Below are 25,669 nucleotides of genomic sequence, written 5' to 3'. Positions count from 1 at the left end.
GAAATCGGATACAATGCGCGTTGGCGATGTCAACAGCTTGTGAGTCGATCGTTCGTCATCACGGTGGGTGCCGAGTCGCCGGATCAGGCAGGGCAGACGGCGGAGCCAGAACCCGTGAGGTGTCGCCCGGCGAGGGGGCGCTTCGGCCCATGGTTTCTCCGTCCCTATGACAGGGAAGCTGGCACCGGCCCCGCGGCGGAGTGCGGGTGCCGCGGGAGGGGATGCACGTGCGCACGACACCACGGGACGCGGTCATCGCCGTCGAGCAGCAGGCAGTCGACCGGGCCTACGACTGCTACGAGGCACGGCTCGCGGAGATGACGCCGGCGTCTGCCGCGTCGGCGTCAGCGAGCGGCAAGGACGGCGCCGCGGTCCGCCGTGATGCGGAGGCCAAGGCGGAGGAGTACGGAGGGCTGGACGGAGAAGCCCTGGTTGTCAGCCGGGTCGACGTCCGAGAAGCGGGCGACTCCGAGGCGGAGACGTTCTACATCGGGCGACGTCATGTGTTCGACGCCGAAACCCGGGAGCAGGTCGTGGTGTCCTGGACGAATCCGAAGGCGGTGAGCTGGCACAACGCGCAGCCGGAGACGCCCGGCGAGGTGCTCCTGCGGCGCCGGCTGCGTTGCGCCGAGCGCAGGGTCGAGGACTTCCTGGACGAGATCGTCCTGGCTTCCTCACCGGGCGGCGGCCCGCTCCCGCCCGAAGGCGGGGACACCGTGCTCTCCGTATCCGAGGACCTTTCCCAGTCGCCGGGAGAGACGGAAGCGCCGGACGGGGCGGCCGAACGGCCCGCCGGGGACGAGGCCGTTCGGCCGCGGCCGGTCCCGTCGCCGCGCGTCGTCACCCGCAGGCGGCGCGGAAGGCCCCAGCCGGTCGACGACTTCCTCCTCCGGGAACTACGCCGCTCCCGCAGCGGCCGGATGCGTGACATCGTCGAGACGATCAGACGTGACCAGATGGCCCTGGTCACCGGCTCACCCGCAGAGGTACTCATCATCCAGGGCGGGCCGGGCACGGGAAAGTCGGCGGTCGGCCTGCACCGCGTGACCTGGCTCGTCAGCAACGACCACTTCCGCGCACACGACATCCTCGTCGTGGGACCGCACCAGAACTTCCTGGAGTACGTGGGACGCGTCCTACCCACCCTCGGCACCCGCAACATCACCGCCGTGCAGGTGGCCCGGCTCTGGGACGGCGAGATCCGCGGCACCGACTCCCCTGCGGCGCGCCTGGTCAAGTCCGGTGAACGGATGGCGGCCGTACTGCGTCGGCGAGTGGAGAGCGAATGTCGGCCGACCGCCCTGGACTCGTTCACCTCCGCTCCCTCTCACGCTCAGGACGAGGCGGCCTTCGTCGTGGCCGTGGGCAGTACGTCGCTGCGTCTGCGGAGATCGGAGGTCCTCGACGTGCTCCGGGAGGCCCAGGCGGGCAGCGGAGCGTACCGAGTGCGGAGGGATCGGTTCCGTACTCTGCTGGGTGACCGGCTGCTGCGTGAACTCGGCCGCCTCGCCCCGCGTCGCAGCAGGGACCGCACAGCCCGCCGCGACCTTGAACGCAACCGTCAGGTCACCGCCCTCGTCGACCGGACCTGGCCCGCGCTGAGCCCCGAGGAAGCACTCCGCACCTTGCTCAACTCGCCCGCCACGCTGAGCGAGTGCGCCTCGGACATCCTCAGCGACGGTGAACAGGCCGACCTCCTGCGGCGCAAAGCCGGCAAGGCGGCCGAAGAGCCGTGGACCGTGGACGACTTGGTGTGCCTCGAAGAGCTGCGCTTCCTGATCGCGGGTGAGACGCCGCAGAGGTACCGGCACATCGTGGTCGACGAGGCCCAGGACCTGACGCCGATGCAGGCGAGGGCCCTGCGGAGGAGGTGTCCGACAGGCTCAATGACGGTCCTTGGCGATCTGGCCCAGGCCACCGGCCCGCACACCTACACCGCCTGGGACAGACTGGGCGGAGTCCTCTCCGGGCAAGGGGACTGGCGGGTGACGGAGCTGACCACCGGCTACCGGGTGCCCGCGGAGATCATGGAGTTCGTGGCGCCCCTGGCCCGGTCCGTCGCGCCCTCGCTGCCCTATCCGGCGGCTGTCCGGCGGGCCGGGAGCGAAGCGGTACGGCTCATCCCGACCCTTCCTCAGCAACTGGTGGACGAGGCGGTGATCCGCACGGTACAACTCGCCGGCACAGATGACGGGCGGTTACCCCGATCGATCGCGGTCATCGTCGCGGACGACGGCGACCGGCTGGAGGAGGTCCGCCGCCGCGTCGGTGAGGCGGACGGGATGACCGAGGAGAAGCTGCGGACCGTGTCCGTGCTACCCGCGGCTCAGGCCAAGGGCATGGAGTTCGACCACGTCATGGTCCTGGAGCCGGCGGCCATCGCCGACAGCGGCCCCGCAGGGCTGCGCCGGCTGTACGTCGCTCTGACCCGTAGCACCCAGACACTGACCGTCCTTCACGCCACCCCTGTGCCGGGGGAACTCGGCATGGCCGACGACGCCACAGACGCCACGCTGACGCCGGCAGTCTCCCCCGCGAGCGGTCAGGCAGGCGCCGATGCCGCTCCCGCCGAGGAACTACCGATCGGGACCCCTGTCAGCATCCGCGTCCTCGGCCCGGGCCCCGGTTCGCACTGGAAGGTCAGGACACTTGCCCCGGCAACTCAGCGGACCCTTCTCCTCGTACCGCGTCACGGCGAGCCCACGCCCACGGTTGGCGCCCGCCTGGACGGCTGGGTGACCCGGAACGAAGGAAAGGTCAGTCTGGTATCTGCTGGCGACTTCGGCCGCAGGCCCATCACGGCCCGCATGGCGGCGCGGTATGTGGCCGCTCTGGGCATTCTCCACGACATCGCCAACGGCGACGGCACGGTACCGCCCGAAGCAGCGGCAAGCCTGTCCGAATTGAAAGGCATGGCGAACCGGTGCCTCCGCCGTGACCGGGCCGACTGGCTGAGCGTGTGGCGTCTGCTGGGCTCCGCGGACCGGGACTCGCTGAGTGCTCTGGCGGATCTCGCCCAGCGCACGCGCCACGAGGTCGCCGTGCAGACTGCCGGTCTGCGCGGGGCTCTGGCGGCCGACCCGGCGTTCGGGTATTGGGCCGGCCCCATCGCCCAGGCCCGGGAGGAACTACGCCGCCGGTTCGACGCTGATCCGGTCACCGGGCAGGACAGCTTCCCCGTAGCCGCGCCCACGGGGCGGGACGAGCCCGAACCCGCCGCGCAGGACGGCCCCGCACACGGCGAAGCCCTCGTGGCCGACTCGGCGCCGCCGGCGGAACCCAGGACGGCGCATGAACGGAAGGACCCCGTATCCATGGACGCAGTGGCCCCTGTGGGCACCGTCTCCTCTCCGCCTGCTGGGCATGCGGTGCCCGGCGGGAAGCTCGCACGCGAACTGGTCCTCGCAGCCGAGGCAGACAGGGAGTGCAACACGCACGAAGCCGTGCGCTTCGAGTTGAAGGCCGCCCTCCTGCGAGCCGGACTGCGTCCCTCGGATTCTCTGACCACCGACGTGATCGCGGATGGTCCGAACGGCCGCTTCCTCTACGAAGTGCTGGGGGCGGGCCGTTCGGCCTACGCGGATCTCCGCGCAGGTGCGGTCCGCCTTCTGGAAATCGATCACCTCGACTCACGTGCTGCCGACCGCCGGTACCTGGTCCTGTCCGAGCCGCCGGCGGAGAACTGGGCGCCGGGCACGGCGCGAGACGTTTTCGGGGTGGACACCGTCTGGAGGACCGAGGACGGATGGGACGGGGAGGACGCGCGAACCGCCCTGCATCTGACGGACTGAGCGGCGTGTGGCGGGCCGTCCGCCCTTCCCGAACCTGGTCCTCAAGAAGTCATCTCGGAAGAGCCGTACGAGGAGTTGACCATGGATGACGAGATCCAGCTGATCACTGACGGCGATGGCCTGACCGTCGTCGGCAACGAGGCGGCGGTGGAACGATTCCTCGTCTCGGAAGGACTGCTGCCGAAGGACTTCAGGCCGCGCGGGTTGGGTCACACCCTCGGCACCCTGGCCGGACTCGCGCAGGCGGGGGCTGATATCGCCGCCGGCTCAGGTCGCTGGGTGAAGTTGACCAAGGAGTCCGCGCAGCTTGTCGACAAGTACGGACTGAGGAGAAGCGCCAGAACGGGTCTCAGTACAGGCGTGCTGAAGGCGGACAGCGGCCAGATCAAAGGATTCGTCGAATTCGCGAGGGCAGCGGGACCGCTACGGGTCAAACCAGTCCAGCTTGCCAACATAGCGACGGCCATGGCACAGATGGCGATGCGGCAGGCCATGGATGAGATCGCCGACTATCTCGCCACGATCGACGCGAAGATCGACGACCTGCTGCGGGCTCAGAAGGACGCCGCGTTGTCGAACATGGTCGGAGTGGAACTCGTTATCGAGGAAGCCATCACCATCCGGGAGGCGGTGGGCCGGGTCTCCGAGGTGGCGTGGTCGAAAGTGCAGACCACACCGACGACGATCGCGCAGACTCAGGGGTACGCGTTGCGGCAACTCGATGCGCTCGCAGAGAGGATGGAGCACCGGGCCAAGGTCGGTGATCTCGCCAAGGCGTCCCAGGAGGTCGAGTCAGGGGCTCGGGAGTGGCTCGCTGTCCTGGCGCATTGCTTTCGGCTTCAGGATGCGTTGGCCGTGCTCGAACTCGACCGGGTACGGGACAACGATCCGGACGAGATGGACTCGCATCGCCTCGGGATTCAGGTAGCCAGACAGAACCGGATGGATCTCTTCTTGCGGAGCACCGAGCGTCTGATGGCCCGGATGCATGCGGCTGCCGGCACGGCGAACGCGAAGGTGCTGTTGCACCCGACCACGTCCCGGGCCGTGGTAGATGCGCGCAACCACGTCGAAGTCGCCGTCATCGACTTCTGCGGGCGGCTCGGGATCGAGCGCGAGCGGCAGTCGTTGGAGGTGCGGCGATGGGGGGAGGCGGCCGTGGAGGTGAAGGACAAGGCACTCGAAAAAGGGGCCGAGAACGTCGATGCCGCCAGGCGCCTCGGCAAGGAGACCCTCGACCGTGCCAGATCGGCGACAGCCAATCTATCCGGCGGGATCGCCGAGCGAGCGCTCCGCAGACGCGAGGACGACGAGGAACCCTAGCCTCGGGCTCCACGTGAACCGCTCCGGGATCGGTGGAGGCTCTATGCGTTGACTCCAGCCGCCGGTCGGGCTGGTGTTGAGCGTAGTAAGTGGTCTCGTACTCGCGGGGCGGGACGTCTCCGATCGCGCTGTGAAGGCACTGGCTGTTGAACCAGTCGACCCACTCCGCGGTGCCGAGTTCGATGTCAGCGAGGCCGCGCCAGGGCCCGCGGGGGTTGATCAGCTCTGTTTTGCAGAGGCCGGTCTGGGACTCCATGAGCGCGTTGTCCAGGGGCGTCGCCGACCGTGCCGATCGGCGTCGATGCCGGCGTCGAGGAGGTGCGCGGTGAACGCGAAAGATGTGTACCGCCCAGTACACCTCCCGTGAATTCGCCGATTCCTGCGTCCAGTTGGGCGTGCGGCAATCCATGGGAGCAGTCGGAACGAGCGCGGACAACGCGCTCGCCGAATCGTTCAACGCCACGCTCAAGCGCGAGACGCTCCAAGGCGCCCGCCGCTTCGACGGGGCCCGAGCCTGCCGCCTGGCCGTCTTCCGCTGGGCCAGCCGCTACACCCGCAGGCGCCCATCGTCTACGAGCAGCAGTCAGCTACCATCACACTCGCCGCATAACGACACGAACAGGTGTCCACCCTCCGGGGACAAGGCCCCCTGGCCCGACGTCCCGGTCCGTGGCCGCAACGCCCAAAGCCGGGCCGACACCTGCTGGCTGCCCATCGCCAGAGGGCTCACCCCGCATGGCCTCCGCCACTCCCGCACGCACATGGCAGACCTCGGCGCCGAGAAGGTGCTGATGGACGAGCGCATGGGCCTCGGCACGCTACGCCCACGTGACCCCAGGCTTGCGTGAGCGTCTCAAGGCCGGCCTGACCGAACAGTGGGAAGCCGCGCTCGGCGTCCGCCGGAACCTGCACCCACACTCGCCGGTGGCCGCCCTCGATCGGCTGCTCCGCGCTCGTGCCACGACGATGGCCAGACAGTCGGGAGACGGAGTCCGTTACCTCGAATGGAGTGTGTCTTTTCCGATCTCGGCGGAAGGCACGAGAATGGAGTACGGTCACGAGGGATCCGATGGGGGCGGAGAGGAGGAACGCGGTGTCGTATGAGCCGAAGCTCGCCGCGGCCCTTTCCGGCGCTACGCTGCGGCAGCTATCCCACTGGCGCCATGCTTCCGGCAAGCAGGGCGTGCTCCTCGTGCCGGAGATCTCCGACTCACGCCCGATCCTGTACTCCTTCCGTGACGTGGTGGCGCTGCGGGCCTGTGTGAAGCTCCGCAAGGAGACATCACTACAGAAGATCCGCAGGGCAGTCGACGCGCTCCGGGAGGACCTGGGGGAGCGGGAGCACCTGTCGGCCTACGCTCTCGTCGCGGGGTTGGACACGATCTACCTGGCGGAGCCCGAGCAGGCAGTCGATCTGATCAGGGGCGGGAACGTGGTCATCCACCAGTTGGTGGACGTGCTCGCACCCTTCTACAAGGACGGCCGCCACATTCCGGACCTGCTCAAGCCGCGCGACCATGTAGCCGTCGACTCCGCGGTGCGTGGCGGCGAGCCGGTCATCGAAGGGACACGGATCCCGGCGGCTGAGGTGGCTGCCCTGGTGAGGGACGGTGTCCCCCTGGATCGGGTTGGCGACTTCTACCCAGGAGTCAGTGCTGCGGCCGCCCGCGACGCGGTCGATTTCAGCGACTACGTGGACAGCTATGTCGATGGCTCTCCGCAGGTTGCCGCTTGAAGCTGCTGCTCGACGAGAACGTGCCCAGGCCCATGGCAGAGATTGTGCGCATTCTCCTCACCGCGCACGAGGTGGTGCACGTCCACGAGCTGGATGGTTGGGCGGGCACGAAGGACATCGAGCTCTACGCGAAGGCCAAGATGGAGGGCTTCCAGGCGATCATCACCAACGACGCCAAGCAACTGAACAGGCCCATGGAGGTGACGGCGATCGCGCGGTACTCCACCGCATCCAGTACCGCCAGAACAACAAGCACGGCGGCCTGATCGGCCTCGGCACCGCGATAGCCACCGTATGCGCGGCGCTTCCTCACGCCTTGGCCGAGCTCAAGGAGGCGGACGGCCAGCGACTCGTCTCTCTCACGGCTGTCGATCCCTCCCGACGCAGCCGATTGCAGGTCACGGACCCTGCTGTAGAGCCACCGAAGCACTGGCCAGGTCGCTGAACACGATGCCTAGGACGGGTCCAACGCCGACACCAACCGGACCTACGACTGCACCCGGAACTCGCCCAGGAGAGTCTCGTCGCTGCCGACGGTTTCGATGCCCCACCGGTGGTCCGGCTGACCGTAGGCGCGGCGAACAGAGCGTCCCACGGCGGAGGGCGACAGCGTGGGCTATGACGCCGGTGCGGAAGCTGGCCCTTTACAAGGCTGGTTCCGCTCGGAGCCACGAGATGACAGCGGAGACGAGTTGCTGCTGCGCTCACAGGTCGAATAGTGCATCGCCCGCGTCCGATGCCGCCTTCAGCGCCTTGGTCGCCTCTGTAGGCACGGGAAGGATGCCCGCTGCGGTCAATTCCGTCACCGTGATCAGTGGGCCCGCGCACACCTCATTGAAGAGGTCGGCCTGGGCTGGCTCCTCGCGCACGAGCAGGCCGAGGACGTTCAGCAGCTCCAGCAGTTCCGTGGTCCATGTGGGGAGCCAGCGTCGAGCGACCTCATGGTCCAGTTCAAGGCGTCGCTTGCCAGCAGGATTCTTTCGGCGGTAGCCAAACCACTTGTCGAGAACGTTCATCCCGGATACTTCGTACTCCCGGACCGCGCGGGGTACCGGACTGATCCGTCCGCTGCCGACCCACAGGTCCTGTGTCACGGGGTCGTATGCCAGCTTCTCTGGCATGGTCTCCGCCTCGTCTGGGATCTCCGCGACGCATCGGGGGCGGTCCCGTGGCAGCAACACTCTGCCGTACGGCCTTCCGGTGCTCTCGTCGGCATACCGCTCGCCGTAGGTGTGCAGCCACAGGACTCGTTGGCCGATGGCAACTGCCCGCTCCCACAGGTAATTGTCAGCGGTGAGGGGTATCCGAGCGCCCGGGACTTCGAGGTCTTCCTGGAATCGAGCTGTGTACTCCGGGTGGGATGCGATCGCGGCGATGTAAGCCAGCAGGTCTTCTGCGACGACTGGTACGCCGAGCTGCTCGGAGAGCAGGGGGAGTAGACCGGGCGTGACGTTGGGCAGCGTTCCGGCAGCGTTCCTGTAGAGAGGACGGGCGCAACCGCTGCGGTTGTTGAAGTAGTGCATGTCGGGAATAAGGGCGCTGAAGACCAGTGCTGGCCCGTTGACCACGGGGTGGGCGTTCTGCTCGACGGTGTAGATCTGGCGGTCGCTGCGGACTCGCCAGAGGTCTGCTCTGCCGCGCTCCATCAATCGGCTGTCCGGCAGGACATATTGCCGGTCGAACGATCGGAATCCGATGCGCATCGTTTGAGTGTTTGTCCTGTGCTCGGTGGCGAGTGTTGTCCGTCCATGAGATTCGACCCCCGGCAGGGGCGGGACATTGTCATCAGGCGTTCGCTCTCCCGAGTTTCCGAGCATCTCGGCACGCCGCTCGGTGTCCGCGGCGACAAAGCGCCGCCACCGTTTGTGGAGCGTGTCCTCGTCCGGTGCGTAGACCCACATGCGCCCAGGGGTGACGCCGCGGGACGACCACGGCACCAGGTTTCTCAACTGCGGGCAGGACTCCCACAGATCGCTGCCGGGCGGCAGGAAGGCATCTGTACCGCCCGTGGCGCACTCGCGCCATTCGGGGTCGTCGAGCCTGAGGGTCGTCAGGCGTTCGATCTTCTCGTCGCGGCGCCCGCCGACCTTGAGGTGTCTGACCTTTGCAGTCTGCCCGCCTGTCCGCGGCCTGGGACTGTCCCGCCAACGTACGAAGATCGCGATGCACAGCTCCTGGGCGACCTCGGGGAAGATGCGGGTTGCGACATCCGCTCGGTGGCCCTCCGGCGACAGGTCGATGATCCAGCCCTCGTCGGCGGTTTCCCGGAGGTAGCGTCGCATTCCGGTGAACGCCCGTCCCTTGAGCCATGCCTTCGGTGTGATCAGTGCGACGACACCGAATGGAGCGTCGTCGTGTGCGTCGAAGACCTTCCAGGTGGCCCAGCGCCAGAAGTAGACATAGAGGTTGGCGATCTTCGACTCGTACCTGCCGTTACCGGGTTGCCGGAAGGCCCCCAGCGGGGCAGGGATGTCCGCCTCGGGCTCGCCTCGTTCCACCCACTTGCCGGCGCCCCCTCACGGCGTCGTGAGGCGGGTTGCCCATGACGACCATGACACGCTCGTCCCGCTTGACCTGGTTGGCCTGGCGGCGGGATTCCGCGAGCGCCCGGTAGGTGTGGGGGATCCAGTTGAACTCGGCTGTCGGGCTGTCCAGGGCATCAGCTACCAACAGCCTGAGCCCCTGAGAGGGGGCCGCAGACCCGTACTGCTTGAGCATGGCGTGCATACGCAGTTCTGCGACTGCGAACGGACCGACCTGCATCTCGAAGCCAACCAGCCGACGCCCCACCATTTCTCGCAGGCGCGGGCCCACCGCGCCTGGGCCCTCTTCTTCGGCGATCGTCTCGGCGGCCAACTCCAGTGCCGACAGCAGGAAGGTGCCGGTGCCCATGGCCGGGTCGACAAGGACCACGTCGGGAGAAGCGAAGCCGGACGGGATGCGGAATCCCTCTCGCTTCAGGACGTCCTCGACGAGCCGGGCCATGGCCGAGACGACGCCATGCGGTGTGTAATACGAGCCCGTGCGTATCCGTAGCTCAGGGTCGTAGATATGAAGGAAATGCTCGTAGAGCAGGAAGTAGGCGTCGCCGGTTCCGTCGTCGAGCACGTCCCATCTGACCGCGCCGATGACACGAAGCAGTGTGTTCAGCGTGGTGGACAGCCCAGCAACGGAGTCGCCGGCCAGGACATCCAGCGCCTGGCCCATCAGCGAGTGCTTCTTGCCCAGCTTCGTAGCGATACTGTGCACGGTCTCGCCCTCGAAGGTGATCTCCTCGACCCGGGCGAGCAGAAGGGCGAACACGACGGCTTGGCCGTACTGTTCGACGAACTCGGCGTCCGTTGCCTCCGGGAACAGCAAGTGTCGCCAGTCCTTGGCCAGCCTTGTGAAGGCTGGTAGACGGCGTCGGCTCTTTTCCTGCGCGATCGCCTCACCGACCTCTTCCGACAGAAGCTGGCAGAGTCCGGCGACTGCTCGGATGAGCTGGCTCGTGGTGCGGGGTGTCTGCGGCTCCCAGGTAAGGAAGTCGTACAGCACCCGCGCAAGCGCCCCGTCAGCGGGGGCAAGCCGGGCGCCGGAGGTGAGGACCGAGCCGCGCAGGTAGGCCACTTCGCCAACCTGCTCGCCCTGCTGGTGGACAGAGAACTCGTTACCGTCACAGAGCAATACGTTGTTGAGCAGCCGGAGTTTCGCCCACTGCTCGGCGTTGCGGCCGGCGTAGACGGACGGGTCGGCCTCTGTACCCGGCTTCTTGAGCTCGATATAACCGACGAGAGCGCCGCCGACCTCAACCGCATAGTCAGGACGGGCTCCCATGTCGACGAGCGGAACCTCGCCGATGAGAGTGACGTTCAGACCCAGGCCACGGCACACGGACCGGACCATGTTCTCCAGCGGCCCCCGGAGCTGGTCCTCCTGCCACCCGCTGCCTCTCAGCTTCGGCGTGACCTCCGCTCCGAACGCAGAAACAGCAGCTTGGACCGCCTGCTCGAAGCTGTCATCGATCCTGTGTCGGGCACTCATACCGCCCCATCCCCCAAGGTGGGCAGATCCGGCCGACGTCAGATCGGGGCGGCTCTGCCGCACCTTGCTCCCGTCGGGGTCGGACTTCATTCCGGCCCTCGCTGTTTCATGACCGTAGAAGGGTGCCCGGGGCGCAAGGAGGGTGCATGCGAGGGCGCATGGAGGCGCGTATGCGCGCAATATGCACCCATGTCGGACTGCAGCTGAGACGTGGGCTGCGTGAGGTCAAAGCTGCGGCGAGGCGGCGGGTGCTGTCCAGGAGTGCGGTTGGTGTTCAGCCGGATCGCCGAGACGAGCAGCGCGACTCCTGAGCCCATGGCGCCCAGTTCACAAACGTACACACGGCAGAGACGCGGTGACGCGGTGATCAAGGTGGGTGCGGGCTGCCCTCTGGGAGGGCCCGACCAAGACCTTCTCCCAGATTTCTCCCAAGCGATCTCCAGGAACCACTCAGGGGCCCGATCCATCAAGCGGATCAAGCCCCTGACCTGGTGCTTTGCTGTCGGGGTGGCGGGATTTGAACCCACGACCTCTTCGTCCCGAACGAAGCGCGCTGCCAAGCTGCGCCACACCCCGTGACTGCGAGCACTACTGTAGCCCACCCGGGCGGGTCGGGTGAAATTCGTTTCCGGGGGTGGTCAGGGTGAGGAGGGTGGCTTCCGGGGGGCAGGCGAAGCGGAAGGGGGTGTAGCGGTTGGCGCCGCAGCCGGCGGAGACGTGGAGGGCTGCGCGGCGGGAGCCGGCGGTGTGGGTGGAGAGGCCCTTGACGCGGTTGGTGTCCAGGTCGCAGTTGGTCACCAGGGCGCCGTAGAAGGGGATGCAGAGCTGGCCGCCGTGGGTGTGGCCGGCGAGGATCAGGGGGTAGCCGTCGGCGGTGAAGGCGTCGAGGACGCGCAGGTATGGGGCGTGGACCAGGGCGAGGGAGAAGTCCGCGTCCGGGTCGGGGCCCCCGGCGACCGCGGTGTAGCGGTCGTGCTTGATGTGCGGGTCGTCCAGGCCCGTCAGGCCCAGCACCGCGCCGCTGTCCAGCTTCAGCCGGCCGCGGCTGTTGTCCAGGCCCACCCAGCCCGCCCCGTCGAAGGCGTCGCGCATGCCCTCCCAGGGGTTGCGGGGGACGTTGTGGCGGAGGCTGTGGCGGCCGTTGAGGCCGTGTATGCCGCGCGCCTTCTCGATCAGGTAGCGGCCGGGGTTTCGGAACGTCGGCGCGTAGTAGTCGTTCGAGCCGAAGACGTACGTCCCCGGGAACTCCATCAGCGGGCCCAGCGCGTCCAGCAGCTCCGGCACCGCGTCGGGGTCCGACAGGTTGTCGCCCGTGTTCACCACCAGGTCCGGCCGCAGGCCCGCCAGCGACTGCAGCCAGCGGCGCTTGGCGTGCTGGCCCGAGACCATGTGGATGTCCGAGATCTGCAGGACGCGCAGCGGCTGCATGCCTTCCGGCAGTACGGGGACGGTGACCCGGCGGATCCGGAAGGCGCGGGGTTCGATCACGGCCGCGTAGGCGACGCCGCCGGCCGAGAGAGCGGCCAGGCCCAGGGGCACTCCGTATCGCGCGCGCATCGTCCTATCGTCGCAGAGACGCGGGGTGCGGGTGGCCCGGGGCCGGATCCGGCGGCGTCGGCCGGCCACCGGTGCGGCATGGGAGACTCCGAGCATGACCACGCTCAAGTCGAAGCTGAAGGACGACCTCACGGCCGCCATCAAGGGCCGGGACGAGCTGCGCTCCGCCACCCTCCGTATGACGCTCACCGCGATCACGAAGGAGGAGGTCGCGGGCAAGGAGGCGCGCGTGCTCTCCGACGACGAGGTGCTGCAGGTGATCACCCGCGAGGCCAAGAAGCGGCGCGAGGCCGCGGAGGCCTTCGCGCAGGGTGGTCGTCCGGAGTCCGCGGAGCGGGAGCGCGCGGAGGGCGAGGTGCTCGCCGACTACCTGCCGAAGCAGCTCGGCGACGAGGAGCTGGCCGCACTGGTCGACGAGGCCGTCGCCGAGGCGAAGGCGGGCGGGGCCGAGGGGCCGCGGGCCATGGGCGCCGTGATGAAGATCGTGAACCCCAAGGTCGCCGGGCGGGCCGAGGGCGGGCGGGTGGCCGCCGCGGTCAAGCGCGCCCTCGGTCAGGGGTGACCTTCTCGCCCTCGGGCACGGGTGACCTTCTCCTGCCACGGTCGGGAGTGACCGTCTCCGGCCGCTGCCGCTGAGGTCGAAGTGCGGGGGCTTTCCGGCGGCCGCGGCCGCCGGCCCCGTCACCTGCCGTCCGGCAGATCCCCGCCGTCCGACCAGCCGCCGTCCAGCGCGCCGCCGTCGAGGGTGCCGCCGCCGGGGCCTCCGCCGCCGTTGCCGCCGCCGTTCCCGCCGTTGCCGTTGCTGCCTCCGAGGAGGCCGCCCAGCGGGTCGTCCGGCTTGTCGTCGTCCTCTTCGTCGTCATCGTCGCCCCTGCCCTTGTCGGGGCGGTCCACCGGCACCGGGACCTTGTACAGGTCCGGCGACGTCTTGCCCGCCAGGGCGCCGTCCATGGCATCGCGCCAGATCGGGCCGGGGACCGCGCCACCGAAGACGCGGGCGTGGTACGTGGGGCCGATCTGGATGTTCTCCATGGAGACGTCGTCCGTGGGCCCGCCGACCCACACCGCGCCGGCGAGGTCCGAGGTGTAGCCGACGAACCAGGCGGCCTTCCGCTCGTCCGTCGTACCGGTCTTGCCCGCGTTGTCCCGCCCGGTCAGCCCCGCCTCCTGGCCGGTGCCGTCCTCGACGACGCCGGACAGCAGGGTGTTTATCGTGCCGGCCGTCTTCTCCGACATGACGCGCTTGCACTGCGTCTTCGGCACCGGGAGCTTCTTGCCCTTGGCGTCCTTGATCGACTCGATGGCGACCGGCGTGCAGTACTCGCCGCGGTTGGCGAAGGTCGCGTACGCGTTGGCCATCGCCAGCGGCGCGATGGTCTGGCCGCCGAGGGTCAGCGAGGGGGACTCCTGCAGGTTCTCGCCGTCGCCCCGGTGGATGCCCATGCTCTGCGCCAGTTCCTTGACCGGGCAGATACCGATGTCCGAGATGAGGGCGACGAAGTAGGTGTTGATGGACTTGGCGGTGGCCTCGCGCATGCTGTACGGGCCTACCTCTTCCTCCGTCTCGTTCGCGACGTCGGAGCCCTCGGTGTTCACCCAGTCCTTGCCGTCCTCGCACGTCTCGACCGGGCTCGGATACGGCATCTCGTTCGGCGACGGGTACACCTTCGTGTTCGGCACGCCCTTCTCCAGCGCCGCCGCGGCCGTGAGCGGCTTGAAGGTGGAGCCGACCTGGAAGCCGTAGTTGGACCCGTTCATGGACTTCTCCACGGACAGGTTGATCATCGTCTCGTTCTTGCCCGAGCCGTACGGCCTGGACTGCCCCATCGCGCGGATCTTGCCGGTTCCGGGCTCCACCATGCTCACGGCGGTGGCGACGGCGTCGTCCTGGTAGACGTGGCTCTTGATCGACTCGTTGGCGGACTTCTGCGCCACCGGGTCGAGCGTGGTGCGGACGGTCAGGCCGCCGCGGTTCCAGCGCTTGAGCCGCTGCTCGGGCGTCTTTCCGAAGCTCTTGTCCTTGAGCAGCACTTCGCGGACGTAGTCGCAGAAGAATCCGGCGCCGCTGACGGCGGTGATGCACCCGTTGCGCGGCTCGCTGATCTTGAGGCCCAGCGGTTCCTTCATGGCCTTGTCGGCCTCGGCCCGGGTGACGTGGTCGTTGCTGGCCATGCGCCGCAGCACGGTGTTGCGGCGCTTCTCGGCCTCATCCGGGTCGTTGATCGGGTCGTACCGGCTCGGGGACTGCACGATGCCGGCGAGCATCGCGGACTCGGCGAGGGTCAGCTTGTCGGCGGACTTGCTGAAGTAGCGCTCGGCGGCGGCCTCGATGCCGTACGCCTGCTGGCCGAAGAAGGCGATGTTCAGGTAGTTCTCCAGGATCTGGTCCTTGGTCAGCTCCTTCTCGACCTGGATCGCGTACTTCAGCTCCTGGATCTTGCGCCCGAGCGTCTGCCGGGTGGCCTCGGCGACCTTCTCGGCGTCGTTGCCCGCCTCTTCGACGAAGAGGTTCTTCACATACTGCTGGGTGAGCGTGGAGGCGCCTTCGGAGACCGTGCCCGACTGCGCGTTGCTGTTCAGTGCGCGCAGGATGCCCTGGAGGTCCACGGCCCCGTGCTCGTAGAACCGCTCGTCCTCGATCGCGACGATCGCCTGGCGCATCACCGGCGCGATGTCGTCGAACTTGACGACCGTGCGGTTGCGCGAGTAGACGTCGGCCAGGTGGCCGCCCTCGCTGTCGAGGATGGTGGTCTTCTGGCTGAGCGGCGGGCGCTTGAGGTCCGCGGGGATGTCGTCGAACTCCGCGACCGTGCCCTTGGCCGTCAGGCCCAGCAGACCGGCGGCGGGCAGCGCGAGGCCCGCGAGCACGGAGCCGGCGAGGACGCTGACGCCGAGGAACTTCGCGGCTTGCTGCGTGGCGGTGAGGCCGCCGCCCGGGCGCTTGTAGGCCATGGGGCCCAGCCTAACTTCTGATTCCCCGGACAGCCGCCCGTCTGTTCGCCTACTCTGTTTTCGGCCATCACCACCGGCTCACGGTCTCTCTCACCCGTCGGTTCACTCCTGTGGGTGATGAGGCTTGACCGAATTGATGACATGTGACGCCCGAGATCCGATTGCAAGCCGGCGACCTGCCCGCTTTGACCGGATCGTCCTTGGCCGGGAGGGCTCACTCCGGTGGGTGATCTGCCGCGTACGCATAGTCCGTTCGGGCCATTCAACTTTGGGCCGGACGGGGGTGTTGCGTTGCCGCACTCCTTCCGTAACGTCCTCAACTGGCAACGGTGCATATGCCGTTTGCCGCCGTGGGGGAGCCTCAATTCGGGAGAGGACGGCGCCAGCATGAGCTGGGTTACCGACTGGAGCGCACAGGCAGCCTGCCGCACTGCCGATCCGGACGAACTGTTCGTGCAAGGCGCGGCACAGAACAGAGCCAAGGCGGTCTGCACCGGATGCCCGGTGCGCACCGAGTGCCTCGCCGACGCGCTCGACAACCGCGTCGAGTTCGGCGTATGGGGCGGCATGACGGAGCGCGAGCGGCGCGCGCTGCTGCGCCGCCGGCCGACGGTCACGTCGTGGCGCAGACTGCTGGAGACGGCACGTGAGGAGTACGAGAGCGCGGGAACGCCGCTGCACGAAGGCGTCCTGCACGAGGACGCGCTGCGCGCGGCGGAGGAGTTGCCGGTCGCCGCGGGCTGATCCCGGGCTCCGAGGGCCCTCGGCCCCGCCGTGAGCCTGCTGTGTGCTCGTTGTGAGCCCGCCGCAAGCCCCGCTGCGAGCCTGTCCTGAGCCCTTGCGCCCGTTCTGCGGGCCCGAGTGCCGGCCGCGCGCCGTACGCCCCGGCTACGCCCCCCACGCGTGCTCCGGCCTTACGCGCCCTGCGTCTCCTGCGCCGTCAGCAGCTCCGCCACGTCCCGTAGCCCCGCGAGGTCGTGCACATCCCCCGGCAGTGCGGTGACCTGAGTCACCGGAACCTCCGGGTGCAGCGCCGCGAAGCGGTCCCGTGTGCGGCGCTCGTGCGCCAGCACCTGCATCCGCTCCGCATGCAGCCGCAGCAGCGCCGCTGCACCCTCCGCACCGGCGCTCCCGTTGCCTGTGCCGTCGGCGCTCGCCGTGCTCGTACCCGCCGCCCCCGCGCTCTTCGCGCCGGAGCCCGCGTCGTCCACGCTCCGCTCGTCCAGCGCCTCCGCCGCCGCCAGCGCCCGCTCCGCGCTCAGCTGCGCCGCGTCGCTCTCGTGCACCCTGTTGAGCACCAGTCCTGCCAGCGGCATCCGGTCCGCTTCGAGCCGTTCGACAAAATATGCCGCCTCCCGCAGCGCGTCCCGCTCCGGCGTCGCCACCACCAGGAAGGCCGTACCCGGCGCCTGCAGCAGCCGGTACGTCGCCTCCGCGCGCGTGCGGAAGCCGCCGAAGAGCGTGTCCATCGCCGCGACGAACGTCTGCACGTCGCGCAGCAGGGAGGCACCCAGCAGTTTGCCGAGCGTGCCGGTCATCATCGACATCCCGACGTTGAGGAACTTCATCCCTGCCCGGCCGCCCGCCTTCGCCGGCGCGGTCAGCAGTCTGATGAAGCGCCCGTCGAGGAAGGAGCCCAGCCGCTTCGGCGCGTCCAGAAAGTCCAGCGCGGAGCGGCTCGGCGGGGTGTCGACGATGATCAGGTCCCAGGAGTCCCGGGCCCGCAACTGGCCCAGCTTCTCCATCGCCATGTACTCCTGCGTGCCGGCGAAGCCGGCCGACAGCGACTGGTAGAAGGGGTTCTCCAGGATGGCGCGGGCCCTGTCCGCGTCCGCGTGCGCCTCGACGATCTCGTCGAAGGTGCGCTTCATGTCGAGCATCATGGCGTACAGCTCGCCGGGTCCCTCGACGCCCTCGACCCGCCGCGGGCTGTTGTCCAAGGCGTCGATGCCCATGGACTGCGCCAGCCGCTTCGCCGGGTCGATGGTGAGCACGACGACGCGGCGGCCGCGCTCCGCGGCCCGTACGCCGAGGGCGGCGGCCGTCGTCGTCTTGCCGACGCCGCCGGCGCCGCAGCAGACGACGATGCGGGTCTGCGGGTCGTCGAGGAGCGCGTCGGCGTCCAGCCGGGGCGCGGTGTCGAGGCTCATAGGGGCCACTGCTTTCCCAGCTCGCCGGACAGCCGGTAGAGGCCGGCCAGATCCACTCCCTCGGTGAGCAGCGGCAGTTCATACTGCGGCAGCTCCAGCCGCGCCAGCGCGGCCCGTTGCGTACGTTCCAGGGCCAGCCGCTCCGTATGCTCGCGCGCCTGCCGCAGCAGCGGCGCGACCAGCCGCTCCGCCCGCGCGCCCCGGCTCGCCCCTCCCAGCCCGGCGGCGGACAGCGCGGCGGCGAGGGCGGCGGGGTCGGCCGCGGCCCGTTCCAGCTCCGCCTCGTCCATCAGCGCGGGGCGCACCATGTTGACCACCGCCGCGCCGACCTGCAGCCCGGCCTCACGCAGCTCGGCGACGCCGTCGACGGTCTCCTGCACGGGCATGTCCTCAAGGAGGGTGACCAGATGCACGGCGGTACGGGCCGAGGTCAGCACCCGCATCACGGAGCGGGCGTGGTTGTGGATGGGCCCGGCCTTGGCCAGCCCGGCGACCTCGGCGTTGACGCCCAGGAAGCGCGTGATGCGGCCCGTCGGCGGGGCGTCCATGACCACCGCGTCGTACACGTGCCGCCCGTGCTTGTCCTGGCGGCGGGCCGCCTCGCACGCCTTGCCGGTGAGCAGGACGTCGCGCAGGCCCGGGGCGATGGTGGTGACGAAGTCGATGGCGCCGAGGCGGCGGAGGGCCCGCCCCGCGCTGCCCATCCGGTAGAACATCTGCAGGTAGTCCAGCAGGGCCTGCTCGGCGTCGATGGCGAGCGCGTACACGTCGCCGCCGCCCGGCGCCGAGGCGATGCGCCGCTCGCCGTACGGCAGCGGCTCGGTCTCGAAGAGCTGGGCGATGCCCTGCCGCCCCTCCACCTCGACCAGCAGGGTGCGCCTGCCGTCGGCGGCCAGATCCAGCGCCAGGGCGGCGGCGACGGTCGTCTTGCCGGTCCCGCCCTTGCCGGTCACCACGTGCAGCCTTTGGAGCCCGCTCATGTCCGCGAGCCTAATTCCTCGGCGCGCATCTCAGCAGACCGCCTCCGTCCGACGGCCCCAAGCGGGGGCCAGTCGCGGCGGGCTAGAGTCTGGCCCATGACGAAGTGGGAATACGCGACCGTGCCGCTGCTCGTACACGCCACCAAGCAGATCCTGGACCAGTGGGGCGAGGACGGCTGGGAGCTGGTGCAGGTCGTGCCGGGGCCGAACTCCGAGCAGCTCGTGGCGTATCTGAAGCGGGAAAAGAGCTGATGGCGGGGCGGGTCGAGGCGAAGCTCGCGGAGCTGGGGCTCAGCCTGCCCGAGGTGGTGCCGCCGCTGGCGTCGTATGTGCCCGCGGTGCGCAGCGGGCCGTACGTGTTCACCGCCGGGCAGCTCCCGATGGTCGACGGCACGCTGCCGCTGACCGGGAAGGTCGGGGCGGAGGTCACGCCGGAGGAGGCCAGGGAACTGGCCGCGCGGTGTGCGCTGAACGGGCTCGCGGCGATCAAGTCGGTCGCCGGGGACCTCGATCGGGTCGTACGGGTGGTGAAGGTCGTCGGCTTCGTCGCCTCGGCGCCGGACTTCACGGCCCAGCCGGGTGTGGTCAACGGGGCGAGCGAACTGCTCGGCCGGGTGCTGGGCGACGCGGGTGTGCACGCGCGGAGTGCGGTGGGGGTGGCGGTGCTGCCGCTGGACGCGCCGGTCGAGATCGAGTTCCAGGCGGAGCTGGGCGAGTAGGCGGCTGCCGTCCCGGGTGCTGGTCCTGGGCGGGTACCGGGCGTGCGGGCGTCGGTGTGGCCGGAGTTACCCACATACCGGTAGTTATCCACAGGCTGAGGTTGCCCACTCGAACATGGCGTCGGTAGCCCGTAGGCTCCCGGTCATGTCCGAAATGAACGCCGCGAACGCCGCGACGGGAGCGAAGCCCCGGTGGATTCCGCCCGCCGAGCGCATCCGCGCGCTCGCCCGCGGCGAGCTGACGCCCGTCACCCCGCGCCGCGCGGCGACGGTGCTGCTGCTGCGCGGCACGACGCCCGACGGCCCGTGGGTGTACATGCTGCGGAGAAAGACCTCCATGCCCTTCGCCGCCGGCGCGTACGCCTATCCGGGCGGCGGCGTCGACCCGCGCGACGAGCGCCCGCTGGACGCGGCGGCCTGGGCCGGACCGTCCCCGGCGCAGTGGGCGGCGCGGCTGGGGGTGGCCGAGCCGGAGGCGCAGGCGGTGGTCTGCGCGGCGGTGCGCGAGACGTTCGAGGAAGCCGGGGTGCTGCTGGCCGGGCCCTCGGCGGCGGAGGTCGTGGCGGACATCACGGGGGCGGACTGGGAGGCGGACCGCGCGGCGCTGGTCGCCCGCGAGCTGGGCTTCGCCGACTTCCTGGCCCGCCGCGGGCTGGTCCTGCGGACCGACCTGCTGGGCGCCTGGGCGCGCTGGATAACCCCGGAGTTCGAGACCCGGCGGTATGACACGTGGTTCTTCGTCGCCGCCCTCCCCGAGGGGCAGCGCACGCGGAACGCCTCGACGGAGGCCGACCGCGCGGAGTGGGTCAGGCCCGTCGAGGCCGCCGCGGGGTACGAGCGGGGCGAGCTGGTGATGCTGCCGCCGACGATCGCGATGCTGCGCGGGCTGCAGGAGTACGGATCGGCGGCCGAGGCGCTGGGCGCGGCCGGGGGGCGGGATCTGTCGGCGGTGCTGGTGAAGGCCCGGATTGAGGGGGACGATGTCGTGCTGAGCGCCCCGGGGCACGAAGAATTCACGCGGAGGCTGCCGTCATGAGGGCCGGGATGCCGGAGGAGACGGCGGGGGTGGTCGTGTGACGGACGCGGCGGCGTTGCCGGGGCAGCCGCGCGGCGGGGTGCTCAGCGGTCCTGCCACCGCTCGTGCGACATGCGTGCTGGCGCCCAACGCCTCGCCCATGACGCTCGACGGTACGAACACGTGGATCGTCGCCGAGCCGGACTCCGCGCGGGCCGTGGTGATCGACCCCGGGCCGCTGGACGAAGGCCATCTGGCGACGGTCGTGGACACCGCGGAACGGGCGGGCCTGCGGGTGGCGCTCACGCTGCTCACCCACGGGCACGCGGACCATGCCGAGGGCGCGGCCCGCTTCGCGGAGCTGACCGGGACGGAGGTGCGGGCCCTGGACCCGGCGCTGCGCCTCGGCGACGAGGGGCTGGCCGCGGGGGACGTGATATCCGTCGGCGGGCTGGAGCTGCGGGTCGTACCCACGCCGGGGCACACGGCGGACTCGCTCTGCTTCCACCTGCCGGCCGACGACGCCGTGCTCACCGGCGACACGATCCTCGGCCGCGGCACGACGATGGTCGCCCATCCGGACGGCCGGCTCGGCGACTATCTGGACTCGCTGCGCCGGCTGCGGTCCCTGACCGTGGACGACGGCGTCTCGACGGTGCTGCCGGGCCACGGGCCGGTGCTGGAGGACGCGCAGGGCGCGGTGGAGTACTACCTGGCCCACCGCGCGACACGGCTGGCGCAGGTCGAGACGGCGGTCGAGAACGGGTACCGCACGGCGGCGGACGTCGTGGCGCATGTGTACGCGGACGTGGACCGGACGCTGTGGCCGGCGGCGGAGCTGTCGGTGCGGGCGCAGCTCCAGTATCTGGAGGAGCACGGCCTGATCACGTAGCCGGGCCCACAGGACCGGTCACGTCCGTGCCGCGGCGGCCCGGGTCAGCGCGAGCGCTTGGCCAGGCGCTCCACGTCCAGCAGGATCACGGCCCGCGCCTCCAGGCGCAGCCAGCCGCGGCTGGCGAAGTCCGCCAGCGCCTTGTTGACCGTCTCCCGGGAGGCGCCGACGAGCTGGGCCAGCTCCTCCTGCGTCAGGTCGTGCACGACGTGGATGCCCTCGTCCCCCGGCACGCCGAAGCGCCGCGAGAGGTCCAGCAGGGCGCGGGCGACGCGGCCCGGGACGTCGGAGAAGACCAGGTCGGACATCTGGTCGTTGGTGCGCCGCAGCCGGCGGGCGACCGCCCGCAGCAGCGCGGAGGCGACCTCGGGGCGGGCGTTCAGCCAGGGCTGGAGGTCGCCGTGGCCGAGGCCGAGCAGCTTGACCTCGGTCAGCGCGGAGGCGGTGGCCGTACGCGGGCCCGGGTCGAACAGGGACAGCTCGCCGATCAGCTCGCCGGGGCCGAGCACGGCCAGCATGTTCTCGCGCCCGTCGGGTGAGGTGCGGTGGAGCTTGACCTTGCCCTCGGTGACGACGTACAGCCGGTCGCCGGGCTCGCCCTCGTGGAAGAGCGCGTCACCGCGCGACAGCGTCGCCTCGGTCATGGAGGCACGCAGCTCCGCGGCCTGCTCGTCGTCGAGCGCGGCGAAGAGGGGCGCGCGCCGCAGAACGTCGTCCACGAGTTCTCTCCTTGTCGGGGTGCCCGGGCGACCGCGGGCCGTTGCTCGGTCGGCCCGTCGTTTTCCATGAAAGCCGGACAGTAAAACAGTGCGATCAGTCACAAGTTTGACGTACCGCAGCGTGAACCGTACGCCAGGGGTCCGATTGGCGGCACTTTTCCGGTGCTCAGCGGCGGGCGCTCGGGGGGTTGCGTGGGGGCGCGCGGTTGCGCGCGGAGGCCCGGGCGGGCGCTCAACGAGCCGGTCGGGGCGCCGTCGTGCGTGACGCGTGGCTTGACCCGTACGGGCCTATTCCGCTCTCAGCGAACGCACCTCCTGCAATCCGATAAACCGGACATAACGCCGCGATGGCAGTGTCCTGTGCGCGCCGTGCCAGCGGTCCTCGGCACGCTCCTTCCCGCAGACCGGGAAGGAGACACCCGTATGACCTACGCATTCAGGGCCGAGGGCCTGGTCAAACGGTTCGGCGCGACCACCGCGCTGGCCGGCATCGACCTCGCGGCCCGGCAGGGCACCGTCCTCGGCGCCTCGGCCCCAACGGCGCCGGCAAGACCACTGCCGTACGCATCCTCGCCACCCTCCTCCGCCCCGACGAGGGCACGGCGACCGTCGGCGGCCTCGACGTCGTACGCGACGCCGGCGAGGTGCGCCGGCTCATCGGGCTCACCGGCCAGTACGCATCCGTGGACGAGGACCTGACCGGCACCGAGAACCTCGTGCTCATCGGCCGGCTCCTCGACATGCGCGCCACCGTCGCCCGGGCCCGCGCCCGCGAGCTGCTCGCGCACGTCGAGCTGGCCGAGGCCGCAGGCCGCCCCGTGCGGACGTACTCCGGCGGCATGCGCCGCCGCCTCGACCTTGCCGCCTCCCTCGTCGGCCTGCCCGACGTCATCTACCTCGACGAGCCGACGACGGGCCTCGACCCGGTGCGCCGCGAGGACGTCCGGGGCATCGTCCGCTCGCTCGTCGGGGACGGCGTGACCGTGCTGCTCACCACCCAGTACCTGGAGGAGGCCGACGCGCTCGCCGACGAGAAGCGCACGGCGTCCACCGCCTCCGGCGGCAGCGCGAGCCGGTAGCCGGCGGGGCCGTAGGCGAGGGCGTCGGCCCGGCCGAGCGCCCGGCGGAGCCGGGAGACCAGGGACTGCAGCGCGTTGCCGGGGTCGGCGGGGGCGGCGTCGCCCCACAGGTCGCCGGCGAGCCGCGCCGTGCCGACGTACCGGCCGGGGTCGAGCGCAAGCCGTACGAGCAGCGTGCGGGGCCGGCCGCCGGCGATCTCCACCGGCGCCCCGCCGACCGCCACCTCCAGCGGACCCAGCACCCCGATGCGCACGTACGCCAGCCTCTCACGCACCCCGTGAGCGGCCGATCTCCTTTACCCGCCCCTGAACCGCGGGGCTCCTCCCTCCACAAGCCCCGGACCCGGCGCCGGTGCGGACGCGGCCACCGGCACCGGGCCGCCGCGGTGGGTCCCGCCGGCCGCGGGCGCCCACCGGACGGGCGGTTCGGATCCGATCAGACCCGATCGGCGGCGATCAGCAGGTACTGGAAGCTCCCGCTGCGGTACGCCGTGAGGAACACCTCCTCGATCCCCGTGGCCACCGAGGACTTGGCCCGCAGCTCCCAGTACGGGATCGTCGCCTCGGTCAGGTCGATGACATGCGCGGGCACCAGCCGGTTCGCGACCATCTCCTTGAAGTACGTCGACCGCGGGTGGACGTTGCAGATGTAGTGCGCGTTGATCTGGCTGACGGCGCGCGACGGCAGCCCGTAGGCGTCGTTGTAGCAGCCGGTGATGGTGACGTACCGGCCGCCGCGGGTGAGCAGCCGCGCGTGCTCCTTGAAGAGCTGCGCCAACTCCACGTACATCGTGCTCTCGTTGTTCCAGATCCCGCGGAACGCGCCCGTCTCGAAGCCGGTGTCGAGCATGTTCTTCAGGTGGAACCGCACCGCGCTGCCCAGGCCGCGGCGCTGCACCTGGTCGTTGGCGAAGGCGACCTGGGACTGCGAGATCGAGATGCCGTCGACGCGGCAGCCGAATCGTTCGTGCGCCATGAAGCTCGTGCCGCCCCGGCCGGAGCCGGCGTCCAGCAGCCGGGCGCCGGGGTCGGGCTCGCCGAGGTGATCCAGCAGGAGGGTGGCCTGGGCGGTCTCCAGGCGGTGCATCTCCGCGATGATCCGCGCTTCCCTGGTCTCCTCCGGGCCCGCCAGCACGGACTGGTCGACCTCGCCGATCCCGTAGTGGTGGTGGTACGTCCCGCTGACGTCGCCGAGCTTGAGGTTGACCGGGTCCTTCTCCCGGTTCCAGTAGTCGGCGATGGAGTGCTGGTACGGGCTGGTGAGGACGTTCGTGTCGGCGGCTGCCGCCATGGTCGTTCTCCTTCTGAGGGCGTGCTGAAGCGTGCTGGTGCTGCTGAGGCGTGGTCGAGGGCGTGCCGATGCGGGACGCGTGGGCCCGCCGGGCGGACCTGCGGGTGCGTCAGGGGGACGGGTGGGCCGGGCCGGCCGGGCGGGTCAGGCGGTCTGGTAGCGCGCGCTGGTGGCGTGCCACTCCTTGCAGCCGCCCATCCAGGCCCACACACCGGCCAGGAAGCGGCCGAGCTGCGGGGAGCCGGCGGCGGTCAGGGCCGCGGCCTCCATCTCGTAGGTGTGCATCAGCTCGTCGTGGATCACGGCCGTCCGGTCCACAGCCTCCTGGAGGGTGCAGCCTTCTTCGGCGGCGATCAGATTGGGCAGGTTGGTGTCCGTGGGGTCTTCCTTTCCCATCGAGTACAGGTCGTTGAGGAGCACGCTGGCGGTGCCGGCGTAGAGGTACGTGCGCCGGACCCGGGCATCGGCGAACTCGTCGGGCGGCAGTTCGTACCCGCTGACGGGGTCCACGAGGACCATGCAGGGGAAGAACGCGTTCTCGTAGCGGTGCAGCAAGTACTCCCACACCGCGGGGGTGCGTGCCGAGGCGCGCCACTCGGCCTCCTGGCCGTACCCGACGAACATGACGGCCAGCTCGTGCCGCAGCCGGGCGACCTGGGTGGGGCTCGCGTACCGCGAGAGGTGCGCGAGGGCGGAGCGGAACGCGCGCAGCACCGGCTCGCGCTGGACGGTCTCCTCGAACTGCGGCATGTAGCGCGCAGGGAGCCGCACGGGGTCGATGACGGCGTGCGCCAGCGCCATCCGCTCGCCGAGCAGGGCGGGATCCGGGTCCTCGCCCTCGTCCACCCAGTGGTCGTCGACGGACCACTCGGACAGGCCGCACTTGGCGGCGGCCAGCAGCCGGTCGGGGTCGTCGCAGTCGGGGTGGGCGAGCATGAAGAGGCGGCCGAACTGGTGGGAGCGCAGCCGCTCGATACGGCCGGTGAAGATGCCGATCTCTTCGGCCCACGCGACCAGGCGCTCGTTGACCTCCTCGCCGAGCGCGGGGTCGTTGCGCAGGGCGTCCGGGCAGTACAGCGGTGGAATCCGCAGGCCACCGCGCTCGGCGCCGCCGTCGGGCGCGGGCGCGGCGCCGACCTCCGGCCCGGCGGCTGAGTTGGAGTCGGAGTCGGAGTCGGAGTCGGTGGCGGGCTCGGAGCCGGACGCCGGCTCCGGCCCGGGCTTCGTACGGGCGTAGGGCTCCGCCTCGGGTCGCGGGACGGCCTTCGGCGCGTAGCCGGAGAGCGGGTGCGCGGCGGCGGTGCCGAGACCGGTGGGGCCGAGGGGGAGGAGGGCGCGGAGTGCTTCGGCGGGTGCTCCGGTCATGCGCGGCACCCGGCCTCCGCGGAGGCCGGCGAGGAGATCGTCATACTTCGACGCTAGGCATCTGCGCCGAGTGCGGCA

The 25,669-nt window shown here is 70.2% G+C and carries 19 protein-coding genes, 1 tRNA gene and 4 pseudogenes; 13 read left to right on the top strand and 11 right to left on the bottom strand.

From position 1 onward, the window contains the following. The first annotated feature begins 221 nt into the window (after positions 1 to 221). The 6 genes and pseudogenes from ABGA99_RS18890 to ABGA99_RS18865 all read left to right on the top strand — a co-directional run bounded on the left by ABGA99_RS18890 (position 222) and on the right by ABGA99_RS18865 (position 7,115). Complete coding sequence (locus ABGA99_RS18890; RefSeq protein WP_347578522.1) at positions 222 to 3,791, top strand: ATP-binding domain-containing protein; 3,570 nt, start codon at positions 222 to 224, stop codon at positions 3,789 to 3,791. 81 nt (positions 3,792 to 3,872) lie between these two features. Further along, positions 3,873 to 5,114 carry a hypothetical protein gene (locus tag ABGA99_RS18885; protein WP_347578523.1) on the top strand — a complete coding sequence of 414 codons (1,242 nt, stop codon included), beginning with the start codon at positions 3,873 to 3,875 and terminating at the stop codon, positions 5,112 to 5,114. Between the two features lie 347 nt (positions 5,115 to 5,461). Then, a pseudogene (locus tag ABGA99_RS18880) lies at positions 5,462 to 5,724 on the top strand (integrase core domain-containing protein); the annotation flags it as partial. Positions 5,725 to 5,749: 25 nt separating this feature from the next. Then, a pseudogene (locus tag ABGA99_RS18875) lies at positions 5,750 to 6,218 on the top strand (hypothetical protein); the annotation flags it as partial. After that, the gene (locus tag ABGA99_RS18870; RefSeq protein ID WP_347578524.1) at positions 6,208 to 6,849 is read left to right on the top strand and encodes a DUF433 domain-containing protein; all 642 of its coding nucleotides are present in this window, start codon (positions 6,208 to 6,210) and stop codon (positions 6,847 to 6,849) included. The pseudogene ABGA99_RS18875 and the gene ABGA99_RS18870, both read left to right, overlap by 11 nt. Positions 6,850 to 6,881: 32 nt before the next feature. Then, complete coding sequence (locus tag ABGA99_RS18865; RefSeq protein WP_347578525.1) at positions 6,882 to 7,115, top strand: hypothetical protein; 234 nt, start codon at positions 6,882 to 6,884, stop codon at positions 7,113 to 7,115. A 438-nt stretch (positions 7,116 to 7,553) separates the two neighbouring features. On the opposite strand, the gene ABGA99_RS18860 is transcribed toward ABGA99_RS18865, so the two are convergent. The 4 genes from ABGA99_RS18860 to ABGA99_RS18845 all read right to left on the bottom strand — a co-directional run bounded on the left by ABGA99_RS18860 (position 7,554) and on the right by ABGA99_RS18845 (position 12,429). After that, entirely contained in the window at positions 7,554 to 9,347 is a 1,794-nt protein-coding gene (locus ABGA99_RS18860; RefSeq protein WP_347583034.1) for a type ISP restriction/modification enzyme, read from the bottom strand. After that, positions 9,283 to 10,962: an N-6 DNA methylase gene (locus ABGA99_RS18855; RefSeq protein WP_347583033.1), complete on the bottom strand. Its 1,680-nt coding sequence runs from the start codon at positions 10,960 to 10,962 to the stop codon at positions 9,283 to 9,285. The genes ABGA99_RS18860 and ABGA99_RS18855 overlap by 65 nt, the downstream gene beginning before the upstream one ends. Positions 10,963 to 11,374: 412 nt before the next feature. After that, positions 11,375 to 11,448 (bottom strand) — tRNA-Pro (locus ABGA99_RS18850). A 12-nt stretch (positions 11,449 to 11,460) separates the two neighbouring features. Further along, positions 11,461 to 12,429, bottom strand: a complete 969-nt coding sequence (locus ABGA99_RS18845; RefSeq protein ID WP_347578527.1) for a metallophosphoesterase — start codon at positions 12,427 to 12,429, stop codon at positions 11,461 to 11,463. 94 nt (positions 12,430 to 12,523) lie between these two features. Between ABGA99_RS18845 and ABGA99_RS18840 the strand changes: the two genes are divergently transcribed. Continuing rightward, positions 12,524 to 12,991 carry a GatB/YqeY domain-containing protein gene (locus ABGA99_RS18840; protein ID WP_347578528.1) on the top strand — a complete coding sequence of 156 codons (468 nt, stop codon included), beginning with the start codon at positions 12,524 to 12,526 and terminating at the stop codon, positions 12,989 to 12,991. Positions 12,992 to 13,110: 119 nt separating this feature from the next. Here the strand turns inward: ABGA99_RS18840 and ABGA99_RS18835 are convergent, their stop codons facing one another. Then, positions 13,111 to 15,381 carry a transglycosylase domain-containing protein gene (locus ABGA99_RS18835; RefSeq protein WP_347578529.1) on the bottom strand — a complete coding sequence of 757 codons (2,271 nt, stop codon included), beginning with the start codon at positions 15,379 to 15,381 and terminating at the stop codon, positions 13,111 to 13,113. A 387-nt stretch (positions 15,382 to 15,768) separates the two neighbouring features. On the opposite strand from ABGA99_RS18835, the gene ABGA99_RS18830 reads away from it, so the two are divergent. Beyond that, entirely contained in the window at positions 15,769 to 16,125 is a 357-nt protein-coding gene (locus ABGA99_RS18830; RefSeq protein ID WP_181785772.1) for a WhiB family transcriptional regulator, read from the top strand. A 170-nt stretch (positions 16,126 to 16,295) separates the two neighbouring features. Here the strand turns inward: ABGA99_RS18830 and ABGA99_RS18825 are convergent, their stop codons facing one another. Together ABGA99_RS18825 and ABGA99_RS18820 are read right to left on the bottom strand one after the other, a co-directional pair. Further along, the gene (locus ABGA99_RS18825; RefSeq protein ID WP_347583032.1) at positions 16,296 to 17,531 is read right to left on the bottom strand and encodes an ArsA family ATPase; all 1,236 of its coding nucleotides are present in this window, start codon (positions 17,529 to 17,531) and stop codon (positions 16,296 to 16,298) included. Further along, positions 17,528 to 18,511, bottom strand: coding sequence for an ArsA-related P-loop ATPase (locus ABGA99_RS18820; RefSeq protein ID WP_347578531.1), 984 nt, complete (start codon positions 18,509 to 18,511; stop codon positions 17,528 to 17,530). Before ABGA99_RS18820 ends, ABGA99_RS18825 begins: the two co-directional genes overlap by 4 nt. Before the next feature lie 96 nt (positions 18,512 to 18,607). Between ABGA99_RS18820 and ABGA99_RS18815 the strand changes: the two genes are divergently transcribed. The 4 genes from ABGA99_RS18815 (at position 18,608) to ABGA99_RS18800 (ending at position 21,137) form a co-directional block, all read left to right on the top strand. Continuing rightward, on the top strand, positions 18,608 to 18,763 hold the full coding sequence (locus tag ABGA99_RS18815) for a DUF4177 domain-containing protein (protein ID WP_123060262.1): 156 nt from the start codon (positions 18,608 to 18,610) through the stop codon (positions 18,761 to 18,763). Further along, the gene (locus tag ABGA99_RS18810) at positions 18,763 to 19,230 is read left to right on the top strand and encodes a RidA family protein (protein ID WP_347578532.1); all 468 of its coding nucleotides are present in this window, start codon (positions 18,763 to 18,765) and stop codon (positions 19,228 to 19,230) included. Before ABGA99_RS18815 ends, ABGA99_RS18810 begins: the two co-directional genes overlap by 1 nt. A gap of 154 nt (positions 19,231 to 19,384) precedes the next feature. Beyond that, positions 19,385 to 20,266, top strand: coding sequence for an NUDIX hydrolase (locus ABGA99_RS18805; protein WP_347578624.1), 882 nt, complete (start codon positions 19,385 to 19,387; stop codon positions 20,264 to 20,266). 37 nt (positions 20,267 to 20,303) lie between these two features. Beyond that, entirely contained in the window at positions 20,304 to 21,137 is an 834-nt protein-coding gene (locus tag ABGA99_RS18800) for an MBL fold metallo-hydrolase (protein ID WP_347578533.1), read from the top strand. A gap of 44 nt (positions 21,138 to 21,181) precedes the next feature. Here ABGA99_RS18800 and ABGA99_RS18795 read toward each other — a convergent pair whose 3' ends face one another. Next, positions 21,182 to 21,856: a Crp/Fnr family transcriptional regulator gene (locus tag ABGA99_RS18795; RefSeq protein ID WP_018835840.1), complete on the bottom strand. Its 675-nt coding sequence runs from the start codon at positions 21,854 to 21,856 to the stop codon at positions 21,182 to 21,184. Positions 21,857 to 22,279: 423 nt separating this feature from the next. On the opposite strand from ABGA99_RS18795, the pseudogene ABGA99_RS18790 reads away from it, so the two are divergent. Then, a pseudogene (locus tag ABGA99_RS18790) lies at positions 22,280 to 22,890 on the top strand (ATP-binding cassette domain-containing protein); the annotation flags it as partial. An 83-nt stretch (positions 22,891 to 22,973) separates the two neighbouring features. Here ABGA99_RS18790 and ABGA99_RS18785 read toward each other — a convergent pair. The 3 genes and pseudogenes from ABGA99_RS18785 to ABGA99_RS18775 all read right to left on the bottom strand — a co-directional run. Then, positions 22,974 to 23,138: pseudogene (locus ABGA99_RS18785) on the bottom strand (helix-turn-helix domain-containing protein); the annotation flags it as partial. 233 nt (positions 23,139 to 23,371) lie between these two features. Next, a complete protein-coding gene (locus tag ABGA99_RS18780; protein WP_347578534.1) occupies positions 23,372 to 24,226 on the bottom strand; it encodes a geranyl diphosphate 2-C-methyltransferase in 855 nt (284 codons plus the stop codon). A 144-nt stretch (positions 24,227 to 24,370) separates the two neighbouring features. Further along, positions 24,371 to 25,591 carry a family 2 encapsulin nanocompartment cargo protein terpene cyclase gene (locus tag ABGA99_RS18775; protein ID WP_347583031.1) on the bottom strand — a complete coding sequence of 407 codons (1,221 nt, stop codon included), beginning with the start codon at positions 25,589 to 25,591 and terminating at the stop codon, positions 24,371 to 24,373. Positions 25,592 to 25,669 lie beyond the last annotated feature (78 nt).

The sequence above is a fragment of the Streptomyces sp. B5E4 genome (assembly GCF_039871555.1).
In the GTDB taxonomy this organism is placed as follows: domain Bacteria; phylum Actinomycetota; class Actinomycetes; order Streptomycetales; family Streptomycetaceae; genus Streptomyces.
Note: the sequence above shows the minus strand (reverse complement) of the source record. Positions and strands in the feature narration are given on the sequence as shown.